Below are 13,642 nucleotides of genomic sequence, written 5' to 3'. Positions count from 1 at the left end.
CGTTCCTTTCCGAGTCGCGGGACAATGTCGCTGCACAATACCGTCTGACCCTACCCTCCAATCTCCGTCCGGCCCGTTGCCCTTCAGCCAGCGCCTCCGCGGAGTACGTCCACGTGGACGTGGTCGAGGTGGCGCAGGATCTCGTTGCCGGGATCGGGTGCGTCGTAGTCGTGCCACCGGCCTCGGGGAAGATGTGCGCTCCAGAACTGGTCGTCGAAGATGACGTACTGGATCTCGAGGTCCTCCGCATGGGCGACGAGCCAATGCGCGAGTATCCACCCCTGGCGCCGGTTCTCCTCGCTCACCGGGCGGAAGAAGACGTCGATGGCGCGCCCGTCGTAGTGAGTCGATTCCGCCCCGTGCCCCCGGTCGACACCGCCCGGAAGGAATCCATCCAGGCTCTGCTCACCGAACACCTCGGTCATCGCCGTCCGCACCCGCTCGGCGCGCGGCGTCAGGCCGGCGGCAGTCAGTTGCTGTTCCGGCAGGCCATCGGCGGCGGAGCCCCGGCAGCTCAGACTTGGACCGGCATCCTCGGACGGCCCCTCGGCCAGCCGCTGCAGCACCGCTTCGTCGATCCCCGAGGTGTCCGGGGCCTCAGCCCCGCGCGCCCGGAGTGCCACCGCAGTCGTCGCCAGCCGCGCCTCCTCCCGGTTGAGCCCGATCCCTCCCTCCGGAGTCTGCACCATGCACTCCGGGCCCGCGAGCGGCGAGCCGTCCCCGTTGCGCAGACCGCTGAGCAGACCGGGCCCGAGAAGGACCAGCACGGACAGCAGGATCCCGAGCAGGAGCAGGCCCACTATCGGCCGCGTGCGGCGGCGGAGGGGTTTGCTGGTGTTCACGGCTGTGTCCGCCCGCGAACCGGATTGCAACCTCGTGCACCGCCCAGATCTCGGTGACTTCTCCGCTTGTCCGGGGCAGCTCGCGTACCAGCCTGCCTACCCGGGAATGCCGGCCGGTCCGACGAGAGTCTCACCTCCCCCGGGCGCAGCCCGTCAGAGCGGGAGCGGTTCAGAGCTGCGAGGGCGTGGCGGTCCATGCTTCAATCATGAACCGTTCCTGTGGGCGAAGGGCCCTCGGGGAGAGAATGCGTACGCGGCGAACCGTTCTCCGATCATCTGATGGGTGGCCGTATCGGGATGGAGCGCATCCGGCAGCGGATGCTCGACGGCATCGTCTTGACCGTACAGGCGAAGGCCGTCGAGGAAATGGAGGTTTCCGTCGTCGGATCGGCGTTCAACCACTGATGCAAGGCAGGCCCTGATCGTGCGAAGTGTGAGGCGGCCCTGCGCGGACTCCGCCTCGTCGCCGGTCGCCATGAACCGGATCTGGTCCGTGCCGAAGCTGGCAGGATCGATGGCTCCCGGGCCCGGGGTGTCCTCGTGGATGCCGCAGAAGATAGGAGAGATAAGCAGGAGCGGTGTTTTGGGGTGCCCGTCGCGGATCGTATCGAGGAACCCGTGAACCGCGGATTCGAACGCCCTCATCCTCATCACGTCCAGATTCACCAGGTTGATGCCGAGCTTGACGCTGATGAAATCAGCGGGGGTGTCACGGATCACCCGGGCGACAAAAGGATCAGCGAGTGCACTTCCACCGAAGCCGAGGTTGTGAAGCTGGGCTCCGCCTGTGCGCGCCGCGACTGCCGGCCAGGTCCCTGTCGGAGTGCTCGAGTTCGAGCCCTGGCTGATGGAGCTGCCGTGGTGAACCCAGACCGGACCGGCCGGGGCCACTGCAGCAAAGGGAGCGTCCGCCCGAAGTTCCACCAATTCGACGGACTCATTGTGAGGCAGCCACAGCTCAATCAGCTTGTCGCCCTCTGGCAGGTCCGCGAAGACCGAGACATGCGAGACGCCTGAAGTGAAGCTGGATGCCCCCGTCTGTAGGTCCACTTCTGTCACATCGCCTCCGGAGAGAACGTCACTTCCAACCACGATGCCGTTGCTGGTGAGGTCCACGTGTCCGCGCGGGCGATCAACCCCGCGATAGGCAAGCCGCGTCGAATGCGTGACAAGTTCCAGATGACCCGCGGACGTTTTCCCCACCACCCTGATTCCCGAAGGCTGCGCCTCCATCATCATGAGCTGCGGGTCCGGGAACCGCGTGCGTATCCACGCCGGCAGGCGGTGCGGACGAAGACCGCGGGGCGTGCTTTCCACTTCCTGCGCGCCGCGCAGATGAGCTGGGGTGAGAGGGATGCTGATCAATGAAGCTTCCTTGCAGGGTCAGGGTCATCAATGGATGGCCAACTTGAAAAGAGCGCGTGCATAGCGTCGATCGCAATGTCCCACGACGATTCCGGTCCGGGACTACGGTGACTGAAGCTGCCTGATCCAGCCAGCGCAATGAAGCCGTTGATGAAGCTTCCGAGCATTCGAGTGGCATGCACCTGCCACTCGGGATGCAGCGCGTACCGGTGCAGCACGGATTCGGTCAGAGCAACAAGGCGTCCCACCGCAGCGGAACCGGCCATCCCGCCATCGGTGAGATGCTGAAGAGATTGCCACCGCCCGGGTGAGCGCGACGCATACAGCCGGTGTGCTTCGGCGAAGCCGAAAAGGGCTTCCCGCCCGCTTCTGCCGGCTATCCGGGTCGAAATAGCGTCCGACAGCTCCTCCAAGGCCAGAGCGGAAACGCCCGCTCTAAGCGCTGGAAGGTCCCGGACATGGGAATACAGACTCGGCGCCGCCACTCCCAGACGGCGGGCAACGGCAGAGATCGACAAGGACTCGAAGCCCAGCTCGTCAGAGAGGTCAGCGGCGCAGAGGGTGACGGAGTTCGTGGTGAGACCTGAGCGCATAAGACCAGCCTATACCCTATAGGCATTTGCCTACTAACTATAGAGTGATGGTCCAGTCGGATCATCGGACCCGGATGGGAAGCAGCGACCTGGTTGACGCGAATTGAAATTCATCTTGTCCGCGACACCGACCGCGGCACGGCAGTCAGTGCGGGCTCGCGATGACCGCCGGCTTCTCGCGATGACCGCCGGCTTCAGGTCTGGCCGAACGAAACAACAATCACTTGCTTCGCGGGTGCGCGGCCCGGACCCCAGCACCAATAATGGAGGAGTGGGCAAACGCCGGGCGTGGTTGGTGTGGGGGACCGGTGTGGTCGCCTACCTCATCGCCGTGACCCAGCGGACGAGCTTCGGCGTCGCGGGGCTTGAAGCGACCGAACGCTACTCGGCCACCGCCTCCGCACTTTCCATCTTCACCGTGGTGCAGCTGCTCGTGTACGCGGCGCTGCAGATTCCTGTCGGGGTCCTGGTCGACCGGGTCGGCCCGCGGCTGCTCATCCTCGCCGGAGCCGTGCTGATGGCCTCGGGCCAGGTGCAGCTTGCTCTTTCGGAGACCGTCGCCGGAGGGATCGCGGGAAGACTGCTCGTAGGCGCCGGCGACGCCCTGACCTTCATCTCGGTGCTGCGGCTGCTCCCGGCCTGGTTCGAGTCCCGCAAGATCCCCGTGCTGACCCAGTTCACGGGCATCATCGGACAGCTGGGCCAGGTGGTGTCGGTGGTGCCGTTCGCCGCGCTGCTCGGCGCGGCCGGGTGGAGCACAGCGTTCCTGTCCGCCGCCGGGCTGTCGGCGCTCGCCGTCGTCCTCGCGGTGGCCGTCATCAGGGATGCCCCGCAGCGCCAACCCCGGGCAAGGACCGGGCTGCGCCAGACCGGGATCTCCCTCGCGCAGGCCTGGCGCCAGCCCGGAACCCGCCTCGGGCTGTGGTCCCACTTCACCGTGCAATTTCCCGGCACCGTGTTTGTCCTGATCTGGGGCTACCCGTATCTGGTGCGGGCCGAAGGGATCGACCCCGTGGCTGCGTCGGCGCTCCTGACGCTGTTCGTCGGCGTGGGCATTGTGTCGGGACCGATGCTGGGACTCTACGTGTCTCGGCACCCCCTGCGCCGCTCGACCATGGTTCTGGCCATCGCGTCCGGGATAGCCGGCTGCTGGCTCGCCGTCCTGTTCGCGTCCGGGCCCGCACCCCTGTGGCTGCTCACACTGCTCATTGTGGCGCTGGCCCTCGGCGGTCCCGGCTCGATGATCGCGTTTGACTTCGCACGCACCTTCAACCCGTCGTCGCGGATGGGAACGGCCACGGGCATTGTGAACATCGGCGGATTCGCCGCGTCCCTGGTCGCGATGTACGGAATCGGGGTGATTCTCGACGTCCTGTACGCGCGGGGACTGTCCGGGGGCGACCTGTATGCCCTCGGCTCGTTCCGGATCGCGATGGCTTTCCAGCTTGTGATCCTTGCGGCAGGAGCTGCGGCGATCCTGATCGTCCGGCGCACCGTGCGGCGGCGGATGGCGGAGCAGGGCGTGGTCGTGCCGCCGCTCCGTGAGGCGCTGGCGCGGGAACGAGCACGACGGCGTGCCGCCCGGTCCGAGCGAACCGATGATGGCAATTCCACCTAGGCCGGGGTGTGGGGCGACCATTTGAGGCCGCAGCAGGCAGGGAACCCTGGACCGGTGGGTGCGCAGACAGCGCCAGCACACGCCGCCCTCGGTAGTGGTGACCGGGGGCCCGCGTGTACGGAAGCAGCCAACCGAGTACCGGGTCCACTTCGCCTGTGCCAAATTCGCTTGTGCCAAACTGGGCCCCAGCGAGAGCCGAACCAAGGGGGGGGAGACGTGGCGGGTACGGTCGGCAAGGGGGCAGAGCGGCGGTCCGTTCCTGTGAGGGACAACGGCATCGGGCAGGCGCTCCGGGTTCTTACACCCGGTACCTGTTGATCGGCAGACCGCTCCTCCTGACCGTAGGGGCCGCCGGCTCGTACCTGCTGTTCGACGACGGGGCAAACCGGTGGGACCGGCGGCAGGGCCGCTTCCTCGAGAAAACCGCTCATTCCGACTCCCGTTAGGAGAACCAGCTGCAGTCCATTCCCCTCAATACCGGCGCCGAAATGCCGGTCCTCGGCTTCGGCGTGTACCAGATCCCTCGGGCGTCTCGGGCTGGACTACGTCGATCTGTACCTGATCCACCGGACGGCATTGACAGGCAGGTCTTCCGGGCGCACCCTTCGCATACAGGCGTCGCCGGCGGGATTTCTCCATCTGTGCTTCAACTAATGGGGGCCTAATCTGGGCGCAGAGCTTTCTCGGCCGTCCTGCCAGCCGAGAGACAAACGTAAGGACCACGGCATGTCATTCCAGGCGTACCTCGACACCATCGAAGACAGGACTGGGCTTACGCCCCGCCAGCTGCTGGACATCGCGAACAGTAAGGGGTTCGACGAGCAGAACGGGAAGGCCGGCGAGATCCTCGAATGGCTGAAGGCCGACTACGGGCTCGGGCGGGGCCACGGCATGGCGCTGGTTCACGTTCTAAAGAAGGGCCCCGGAATCGACAAAAAGCACGTGGGAACGACCGGGACGCACAGGGACGAGTCCGAAACCCTGTGGCTCGATGGAAAGGAGAACAAACCCTCATGACCTCGATTACCGACCGTGAGCAGCTGCGCCGAAACACCACCGGGACGGCGTTGTTCGTTGGGGCAGACCACGGCGCCGGCGTTTCTTTCTTCTGGGTGGACACGCCGCCCGGCGGAGGGCCGGAAACCCACTGGCACCCCTACACGGAGACGTGGGTGGTGCTGCAGGGTGAGGCAGTCATCGAGTCCGACGGCGAAGAGCTCCGCGCGGGCGCCGGCGCGATTGTGACGGTCCACCCGGGCGCACACCACCGCTTTCGAAGCAGCGGTACCGGAAACCTGGAGATGATCTGTATTCACGCCTCTCCCGAAATCATCCAGGAGTTCGTGGCCACCGCACCCGGTGCAACCTAGGCCGTCCACCCGCCGTGTGCCCGCATGTTGACTCCGGCATGCGCCGGTCAGGCTGTAGCAAGGCCTCCACGCAGCAGGTGAAAGCACATCAGCATCACGGCTGAGCATGCGGGATGCATCCCTGGTCTGTCAGGCCCGGACGGCAGGACATCATCTCCTTGTCCGTGCGGCAACAAGTTGTCCTAGACCGCCATGGGTGGCGGGCTTTAACCTTCAAAAGTACGGCTTCGTCGTGGCTCCTGAGTTGCTGGGCCGGGGATCCGACGACTGTATGAGCGCCAACATGGTGTTCCTGGCGGGTGGCGTTTACATTCGCCGGATCTGCATACGGCAAAGAGGCAAGTGGTGAGGCATGTGCCTGTTTCAGTCCAGCTCCCGTCTTCGATAGCTGCCCGGCCCGGAGCTCCGGCATGTTCCGGAGAGGCGAATCTTCGGGCGGTCCGGAACGGGCAGGCGCCGGGGATGATGGTCCGTGAACGCCTCATGAGGGCGGGCTGAAATGCCCGACGTTCCATTCCCCACCGTGACGGTGGTTATCTGCGCCTATACGAGCGAGCGTTGGGACTGGCTGCTGAAACTTCTCGAGTCGATACGCGCCCAAACCCACTCCCCAAAAAAAGTCGTTGTGGTCATCGACCACAACGAGGCACTCTACAGGCGGCTCGCAGGAATCGTCGATGACGTCACCGTCCTAAGGAACACCCGTCCGCGCGGACTCTCGGGGGCACGCAACACCGCGCTGGAAGCGGTGGACTCCGACATCGTGGCGTTCATCGATGACGATGCTGAGGCCGCGCCGGATTGGCTCGAACGCCTCACCGCCCTGTATGACGACCCTGACGTGCTGGCGGTCGGCGGAAGAGTGGATCCGATCTGGGAGGTAGGACGCCCTGGTTTTTTCGGCCAGGAACTCGACTGGATCGTGGGATGCAGCCACCGGGGTATGCCAAGGGTTGCCTGCGAGGTCCGTAATGTCATCGGCGCGAACATGTCCTTCCGCCTCAGCGTCATCCGCCAGGTGGGCGGGTTCAATCTTTTCCTGGGCCGGCGGGGTTCTGTCCCCTCGGGCTGTGAGGAAACTGAAATCTGCATACGGTCGACAATGGGGGCGCCAGGTTCCCGGATTGTCTACGAGCCTGCAGCAGTGGTGCGCCATCATGTGCCAGCGAACAGGGGGACTTTCCGCTACGTGCTCGCCAGGTCCTGGGCCGAGGGCGTTTCGAAAGCGCGGGTCAGCCATGTGGTGGGCTACAAGCGGGCGCTGGGTCCCGAACGCCGGTACGTCCGCAGCGTCCTGCTCCGTGCTTTTCTTGCTGGTTTGTATGACTGGGCTCGGCATGGGAAATTCGTCGGGCTCGGACGCGCAGGGGTGGTCCTCACGGTACTGGTCACCGCGACCGCCGGTTACCTCTGGGGCCGCCGGCTTGTGCATGTGTCAAGGAGGCGCCCACGCCACCCTGCCCAACCATGGCGCGACGTGCAGTAGGCGGCCCCGAGCCGGAGCACTGCTGTACCAGCAGGTGACGCCGGCGGACCGCTCGGACGTCGTAACTGCGCACCGGGGGAGGGGTTCCGGGTGGGCTGCGCGCACGGGCGGGCGTTCCGATGGAATATGGCGTTGAGCCGCATCAGCGGACAGTTTACCCGCAATTCTCCGACGGAACGCGAAATCCTCCGGCGCCAGGCAGGCAGACTCCTTCGATAGCCAGAACGGTGTTCGCCGTGCATCCTGTAATTGTCCGTTCTCCGCGGACGGCTTTTCTGCCCGGTGCTGGTCTCCCGAGCAACTCGGGCTCACCTTGAGGAGGTTGCTTCTGCCCGTGTCGCAGCCCAGCGGGTGGTGTCTCGAACCACGTTCCGCGGTTGCTGCGTTGAATGCAGGATCTGGAAGGGACGTGCGCCTTGAAGCCGGATGCGCTTGATGTCTCGGTTGTAATTCCCGCGCGCAACGCCGCCCGGTGGTTGCCCCAATGTCTGGAATCGGTGTGGACCCAGCGGCCGCGGGAAGTGATCGTCATCGATGGGTGCTCCGAGGACTCAACGGTGGAGATTGCGCGTTCCTACGGCGCACTAGTCCTTTCCGACGAGGGACGCGGCCTGTCGGCTGCGAGAATGCTCGGCGTCAATAATGCAGCCTGCCCGATTGTGGCCCTGATTGATTCCGACGTAGTGCTGCCGCGCGACTCTCTGAAGCAACTGGTCGCTGAATTCGAGCAGGGTGGCTACGACGGACTCCAGTCGGGCTTGGTGAGCGAGTCCGATGGAGCCGGGTACTGGGGGGAGGCACTGGCATGGCACCACAATCGCAGCCGGGCCCGCTTGCGGTTCGGAGTCTGCGCCACACTGCTGAGACGCGATGTGCTTTTGCAGGCAGGCTTCGACGAGGAGTTCGCCTCTGGGGAAGACATAGACCTGCGGTTGCGGCTACGGGAAGCCGGGCGGCAGTTGGGCGTGTCCACCTCCACGTTCGTGAGACACCGCTTTCGTGACGACTTCGCTTTTGCCCGCGACCAATGGCTTCAAGATGGCGCTGGACTGGCTCTCAACATTCGAAAGCACCCGCGCTGGGCTGGTTTGCTGGCTGCTTCACCACTCCTCGCAACCGCACGTGGTGCAGGGCTGGCGCTGTTGGGAGCCCCCCGCTTTCTGCCTTATTGGGCGGCGTTCCTCTTTTATACCTACCGCGCCATGTTCAAGGAACTTTCCCGTCCGGCCGACAGCGGTCTCTCCCTCGGCGGCAACGCACTGTGGTTGACCGCAGCCAGAGTCGCGCCCATGGCCGCGGGCTTCCTCTTCTGGATTCTGGCCGCACTGCTCCTGGCCCCACCTCAGCTCGGTTTGGGTTCTGCAGTAGTGGCGTCGGCACTGTTGACAGTACAGATCGGGATGCTCGGAGTTGGCCCGGCCACGCTAACGCTGCTGCCTGCCCAGAACGACCGGCGGCGCCGGCTGATAGCCACAGGACTGCTCACGGTGGGACTCGCGTCATTGATTGTTGCTATAGCGCTGCTCAACATCACGCGTGCCCTCGGTCCCGGCGTCGGTCAGGCCTGGGACGATCCAGCGGTCACGACGGCGTTCCTGGCTGCCGCCGTCTTTGCCAGTACCGCGTACCAGCTTGATCACATCAGTGTGGCATTGTCGCGTGCCGACCTGGTGTTGGTGCGCAGCGTGCTGCAGGCTCTCATCCAGCTCACGGTTCTCATTGTCTGCCTGACGGCGGGGTACCGCAGTGTGATCGCCGTCGTCGGCGCCGTCGCCCTTGGAGCGGGGGCCAGTGTGGGACTCGGCATGCGCCAAATCCGTCGCGCCGGTCTCGGCCCCCAGTGGTGGGCCGGCGCCCGGTTCGACGAAGTGGTGCGTCTGTTGCGCCCGGCTTTGCGAAACTATCCCCTCGTGCTCGCCGACCGCGCGCCTGCCTACCTCCTGCCCCTGATTGTCGCCGCGACACTCAGCACCTCGGCCGCGGCGACCTGGTACGTGGTCTGGATGCTGACGACGGCAGTGTTTTTCGTCCCTCAATCCGCCGGTTATTCCCTTCAGGCAAAACTTGCCGAGTCGGGACCCGTCTATTTGCTGATCAACCGGGCCCTGAGAATCAGCCTGTTGCTCACCTTCACAGCCGGAGGGATACTCCTGGCGGCGGGCCCCTCAATCCTGCAAGTGCTCGGCCCGCAGTATGCCCCGCAATGGGTGCTGCTGCCGTTGCTGGTCCCGGCGGTAGTACTGAGCTGTGTGACTCAGGTCTATTACGCCGTGTGCCGGGTGTATGGCTACTTCACGGAAGCCACGGCGGTTGCAGTTCTGGCGGCCGCCGTCGGCTTGGTGCCGGCGGCAGCCGTAGTTCAAAATTCGGCCCTACCCGGACTGGCCGCGCTGTGGCTCCTGGCCCAATTGTCGGCTGCAGTTGTTGCCGCGTTGCGTCTACGGCGTCTGGTCAACGGGACGGGACGTCTGGGTCCCCCAGAAGATCTCGACTCAGCCTTCGGGGCGCGAACGGGTTGAGAACGCAACGATGCGAAAGAAGTCGAGGGCGCCGGGCCTCGCAGTCGACTGCCTCCCTCGGCGCGTGCGGTTGCTCAGCCGGACGCGCATTGCGGCCGACAGGTCGCCGGAGGGATACGGTGTCCACGCCTGAGAAATCCGGATACACCTAGTCCTTGGCCCAGATCGCCACCCAGTCGACGTAGACATGGCCGCGGGTGTCCGGATCGGGACAGGTCGTCAGGCAGGACTCGGTCTGCAGGATGTAGTGCATCGGGGTGTCTGGTATCGCCGACGTGCTGGTGCCGATCAACTTTCCGTCGAGGAAGAATTCCACGCGGTCGGGGCTCCACTCGATAGTAGCTATATGCCAGGAGGTGAAGGTGGACGTGGTACGGAACTGATCGAGCATCGTGTCCTCTTCACCAGGTCCGTGCAGGGCAGCGTAAATGGTTTTCGACAGATCCCCTTCCGGAAAATCTATCTCGCCGTCCTCCGGCCATTGCTTACTATCAGGCCACAACAGCCACGCTAGTTTGAATCCCTTCAATTCGTCGGCCTTGAAACGCACGGAGTACCGGCCGTAGGTTTGGCTGTTGAAGGGCCGCTTACCGCCCTTCTCGAATCGAGGAGATGGTGCGGCACCCATCGAAATCCCATTTTCAGTGTGAAGATACACGTCCAAGAGACCGTCATGAACACTGAGGACCTTGGAGGGATAATATCCAGACTTTGTCTTGAGAGTCTGAGCAGCTGTATCCGGTGTGCCATCGAAATAATTTGCGCTCCATCGCGCCCTGTAGGTCCGGTCAGGGAATTCGCCGATTGGGACATCTCCGTCGGTGAAGTCTTCGGTGAAGACCTGTCTCCAACCCGGCAGATCACCGACCGGCATGGCCGCCGTGGCAGCAGAGATGTCGTCGAGGCGGTCTTCGGTTGGCTGCGACGAGTTCGAAGCCGCGCTTGGGCGGTCCCTTGCTTCCTCGTCAGAGCTTTGGCCCGGCATTGAATCCGAGACGAAACCGACCAGGGCGTAGGTGGCTGTGAACAGAACGACTATTAAGACGACGATGCGAGCCCGCACGTGATGTCCAATCCTCTTCAAGGTGCCGCTCCGAAAAGGAGGTCATCTCTTCGATCTGAAACGATTGGTATTATCCAGTCGCTCGGGAGGGACTCCCTCATCGTGCGGAAGCGGAGCGTCCAACCTGTGTTGCACGCCCCGCACCACCCGAGCTCTTCGTGCCGCGGGGAGCATTGTCATGCTCCTCGTGGCAGATGCATCCAGGCCGATTTGCAACGGCCCGATGGTAGTAATTTACCGAAGCGGCCCGAAGTGGAACAGTAGCGGCCGGTACTGGAAAATATCCGAGCCTACTCGGATGGAGCGGCAAGCACAGCTCAGCTGCTCAACGGCCCCGGCGGTGTATCTCGGAAAAGGATGCGACCCCGCGGGGATCAGTTGCGGATATCGGCCATGCCGCCGGGTTCCGGGCCGCGCCGCGGTAGAAACGGAATTCGGTCGAGGTCGTTGGCGGCAATGACCGATGCAGACCCTGCCGTGTCCTGCGCCTGCGCAGCCAGGACGCCGGCGTCATCGTAGCGGGCCGAAAAGTGGGTCAGCACCAGCGTTCCCGCGCCCGCCGTGCCTGCCAGGGCGCCCGCCTGCCCCGCCGTGAGGTGGTGGTATTGCAGGGCCAGGGCGGCATCTTCATCCCTGAAGGTGGACTCGGACACCAGCAAGTCCACCCCCTCCGCGAGCTCCTCGGCACCGACGCATGGTGCGGTGTCCATCACAAAGGCGAAACGCCGGCCCGGCCGGTGCACGCTGACATCCTCTAATCGAACGCCTCGGAGGCTTCCCCTGCGCTGAAGGTCCCCGACATCGGGCCCCGCAATGCCGGCTGCAGCGAGCCTGTCGGGCAGGAGGGTGCGGCCGTCGGGCTCAGTGAGCCGGTAGCCGTACGCCTCAATGCGGTGCAGCAGGGGCCGCACCTCGAGGCCCTCCGCAACAGCGCCCTGAGAACCGTGAGGGTGGAGCCGGAGGTCGAGACCCGGCGTGGCCAGCGCGACGAGCGCCCGGACGACGTCCTCGCCGGATGCGGGGTAGTGAAGGTGGACCGGGTGGGCCACGCCGTCGAGCACCATGCGCGACAGCACGCCCGGCAGGCCGAAGCAGTGGTCGCCGTGAACATGCGTGAGGCAGATCCGCGTGATGCGGCTCGCTGATACGCCCGCCCGGATCATCTGGCGCTGCGTTCCCTCGCCCGGATCGAACAGGAACCCTTCGCGCTCCCAGCGCAGGAAGTAACCGTTGTGGTTGCGGGTCCGGGTGGGCACCTGGGATGCGGTGCCGAGAATGACGAGCTCACGCATCGCCCCAGTCTGCCATCGTGCCGGTAGTCGCTGCGACGCCGGGCCGCCCAGCCCTGCCTGATGCCGTTCCAAAAGGCCCACCCACGATTGGTCAGCCCTTACCTGTATCAGGAAATCTGATGGAACTGCGGGTGCAGGAGGCGTTTACCGGGCGTACCGTAATTCGTACCGCACGTATTGCGCCTCCCTTGCTCCCGGAAGGAGATTGATGCTCGTATCATTCGCAGCGGCGTATAGGGATCTAGCGGCGATGATGATTAACGCCTTATGGGCCGCGCGAAATTTCGAGCAAAAAGGGGGAGTTGATCGATCAGGAGCGAAGGCTTCGGATTACCATCACTCTTCTCGGGGCAGGGCCGTTCATTCCCCTTTTCTGTCGCTGGCGAGCGTCTGCGGGGCCGCGTGAGGGTCGATAATGCCGGACCGTGGCTGATGACCAATGGGCTCATCCTTTTGCTCATCGGGTTGTGGTGGCTGGCTCTTCCCGGCACGTCGCAGGGAGCAATCGTTGTCCTGGTGGGCGGCGCCCTGCTGCTGACTGGAGGCAGTGTGAAGTGGCGTGCCGACCGCCGGCGTCGCACAAATGAACGTTAGGGACCGCGGACGTCACGACGGCAGGGTGGTCGTTGGTCCTTCGGTTCCTTCCCACGTCGCGCTGTGTGCTGGCGAACGGGGTACCCCTGCGCTGGCCGTGGATTCTGACAGCGGTGCTCGCCGTCGTTCCCGTCGTCGCCGCTCTGATTGTCTTGCGGCTGGCGGGGAGACGGTACGCGGTTTCCGGGGACCGGTTTGCGATTTCCTCACGCCTTGCCCAGAGTTCAGGACACCTGGTGCTCGACGTCAGGGCCGCTGATGTGCCGAGGATCCTCCGTGCCGCAGTGGTGGAGCTTCCCCGGTTCCAACTGCAGACGGCTGACCCGGGTGGCGCTGAAATGTTCACCAGAGCGAGCATCAGGACCTGGGGCATCGTCGTCGGCTTGGGGTTCGAGCCGATGGACGCGGCAAGAACCCGGATCAACGGCGTCGGCGGCGCCGTTGATCACTCCACCGGTTCTGGACTACGGTCAAAGCCGGGCTAATCTGCGTGACTTGTTCGATGCCCTCACACGCTGCGCGGCAAAGGCGGAACCATGACAGGCAGTGGCCGGTGCCGATCCACCACTTTCCTGCGAACTGGAGGCGTGCTCCTCCCGTCAGTTTCTCATTGGGACGGGACCTGGCGTTGTCGACTCCGTCTCCCGATAACTGGTCGAGGCGGACCTGAAGGTACTTCCTAATCCGGGCATTAGGTGGGCTGGACGCCTGTGGATATCTTCCGGCCCACTCTTCCTCCACAATCGCCCTTCTCAGGGGTAAATAGAACACCTGTTCGATAGAATGGGGGTATGGCAACGGCACCGGTCGAGGAGCATGCGGGCACCGGGGAGTTTCTTTCCGATACCGGGGAGCTGCTCTCCGCGGTCCACGCCGGACTCTCGGGATTTGCCGCCGATT

At 64.5% G+C, this 13,642-nt stretch carries 11 protein-coding genes; 6 read left to right on the top strand and 5 right to left on the bottom strand.

What is annotated here, in order from left to right; genetic code table 11:
* Positions 1–83: 83 nt before the first annotated feature.
* From GVV77_RS15245 to GVV77_RS15235, 3 genes are all read right to left on the bottom strand, one after another.
* Entirely contained in the window at positions 84–842 is a 759-nt protein-coding gene (locus GVV77_RS15245; protein WP_159619772.1) for a VldE C-terminal domain-containing protein, read from the bottom strand.
* Positions 843–1,046: 204 nt separating this feature from the next.
* Positions 1,047–2,207, bottom strand: a complete 1,161-nt coding sequence (locus GVV77_RS15240) for an SGNH/GDSL hydrolase family protein (protein WP_159619770.1) — start codon at positions 2,205–2,207, stop codon at positions 1,047–1,049.
* Positions 2,204–2,800 (bottom strand): TetR/AcrR family transcriptional regulator, encoded by a 597-nt coding sequence (locus GVV77_RS15235; protein WP_159619769.1) that lies wholly within the window; start codon positions 2,798–2,800, stop codon positions 2,204–2,206. The genes GVV77_RS15240 and GVV77_RS15235 overlap by 4 nt, the downstream gene beginning before the upstream one ends.
* A gap of 271 nt (positions 2,801–3,071) precedes the next feature.
* Here GVV77_RS15235 and GVV77_RS15230 point away from each other — a divergent pair, with 271 nt between their 5' ends.
* From GVV77_RS15230 to GVV77_RS15210, 5 genes are all read left to right on the top strand, one after another.
* Entirely contained in the window at positions 3,072–4,418 is a 1,347-nt protein-coding gene (locus GVV77_RS15230) for an MFS transporter (protein ID WP_159619768.1), read from the top strand.
* 726 nt (positions 4,419–5,144) lie between these two features.
* On the top strand, positions 5,145–5,435 hold the full coding sequence (locus GVV77_RS15225; RefSeq protein ID WP_159619767.1) for a DUF4287 domain-containing protein: 291 nt from the start codon (positions 5,145–5,147) through the stop codon (positions 5,433–5,435).
* Positions 5,432–5,788 carry a cupin domain-containing protein gene (locus GVV77_RS15220; protein ID WP_159619766.1) on the top strand — a complete coding sequence of 119 codons (357 nt, stop codon included), beginning with the start codon at positions 5,432–5,434 and terminating at the stop codon, positions 5,786–5,788. Before GVV77_RS15225 ends, GVV77_RS15220 begins: the two co-directional genes overlap by 4 nt.
* Positions 5,789–6,287: 499 nt before the next feature.
* Positions 6,288–7,274 carry a glycosyltransferase family 2 protein gene (locus tag GVV77_RS15215; protein WP_159619765.1) on the top strand — a complete coding sequence of 329 codons (987 nt, stop codon included), beginning with the start codon at positions 6,288–6,290 and terminating at the stop codon, positions 7,272–7,274.
* Positions 7,275–7,663: 389 nt separating this feature from the next.
* Positions 7,664–9,793 carry a glycosyltransferase gene (locus tag GVV77_RS15210; protein ID WP_159619764.1) on the top strand — a complete coding sequence of 710 codons (2,130 nt, stop codon included), beginning with the start codon at positions 7,664–7,666 and terminating at the stop codon, positions 9,791–9,793.
* A 148-nt stretch (positions 9,794–9,941) separates the two neighbouring features.
* On the opposite strand, the gene GVV77_RS15205 is transcribed toward GVV77_RS15210, so the two are convergent.
* Positions 9,942–10,856: a glycoside hydrolase family 16 protein gene (locus GVV77_RS15205; RefSeq protein WP_246199858.1), complete on the bottom strand. Its 915-nt coding sequence runs from the start codon at positions 10,854–10,856 to the stop codon at positions 9,942–9,944.
* A 374-nt stretch (positions 10,857–11,230) separates the two neighbouring features.
* Complete coding sequence (locus tag GVV77_RS15200; protein WP_159619763.1) at positions 11,231–12,148, bottom strand: ribonuclease Z; 918 nt, start codon at positions 12,146–12,148, stop codon at positions 11,231–11,233.
* Positions 12,149–12,855: 707 nt separating this feature from the next.
* Here GVV77_RS15200 and GVV77_RS15195 point away from each other — a divergent pair.
* On the top strand, positions 12,856–13,227 hold the full coding sequence (locus tag GVV77_RS15195; RefSeq protein WP_159619762.1) for a hypothetical protein: 372 nt from the start codon (positions 12,856–12,858) through the stop codon (positions 13,225–13,227).
* Positions 13,228–13,642: the final 415 nt, after the last annotated feature.

This window comes from Arthrobacter zhaoguopingii (assembly GCF_009828605.1).
GTDB classification, from domain to species: Bacteria; Actinomycetota; Actinomycetes; order Actinomycetales; family Micrococcaceae; genus Arthrobacter_D; species Arthrobacter_D zhaoguopingii.
Note: the sequence above shows the minus strand (reverse complement) of the source record. Positions and strands in the feature narration are given on the sequence as shown.

Excerpts from the sequence above, each read along its gene's own strand:
- GVV77_RS15235 (WP_159619769.1), bottom strand. The coding sequence starts at position 2,800 with ATGCGCTCAGGTCTCACCACGAACTCCGTCACCCTCTGCGCCGCTGAC.
- GVV77_RS15210 (WP_159619764.1), top strand. The coding sequence starts at position 7,664 with ATGCAGGATCTGGAAGGGACGTGCGCCTTGAAGCCGGATGCGCTTGAT.
- GVV77_RS15200 (WP_159619763.1), bottom strand. The coding sequence starts at position 12,148 with ATGCGTGAGCTCGTCATTCTCGGCACCGCATCCCAGGTGCCCACCCGG.
- GVV77_RS15220 (WP_159619766.1), top strand. The coding sequence starts at position 5,432 with ATGACCTCGATTACCGACCGTGAGCAGCTGCGCCGAAACACCACCGGG.
- GVV77_RS15225 (WP_159619767.1), top strand. The coding sequence starts at position 5,145 with ATGTCATTCCAGGCGTACCTCGACACCATCGAAGACAGGACTGGGCTT.
- GVV77_RS15215 (WP_159619765.1), top strand. The coding sequence starts at position 6,288 with ATGCCCGACGTTCCATTCCCCACCGTGACGGTGGTTATCTGCGCCTAT.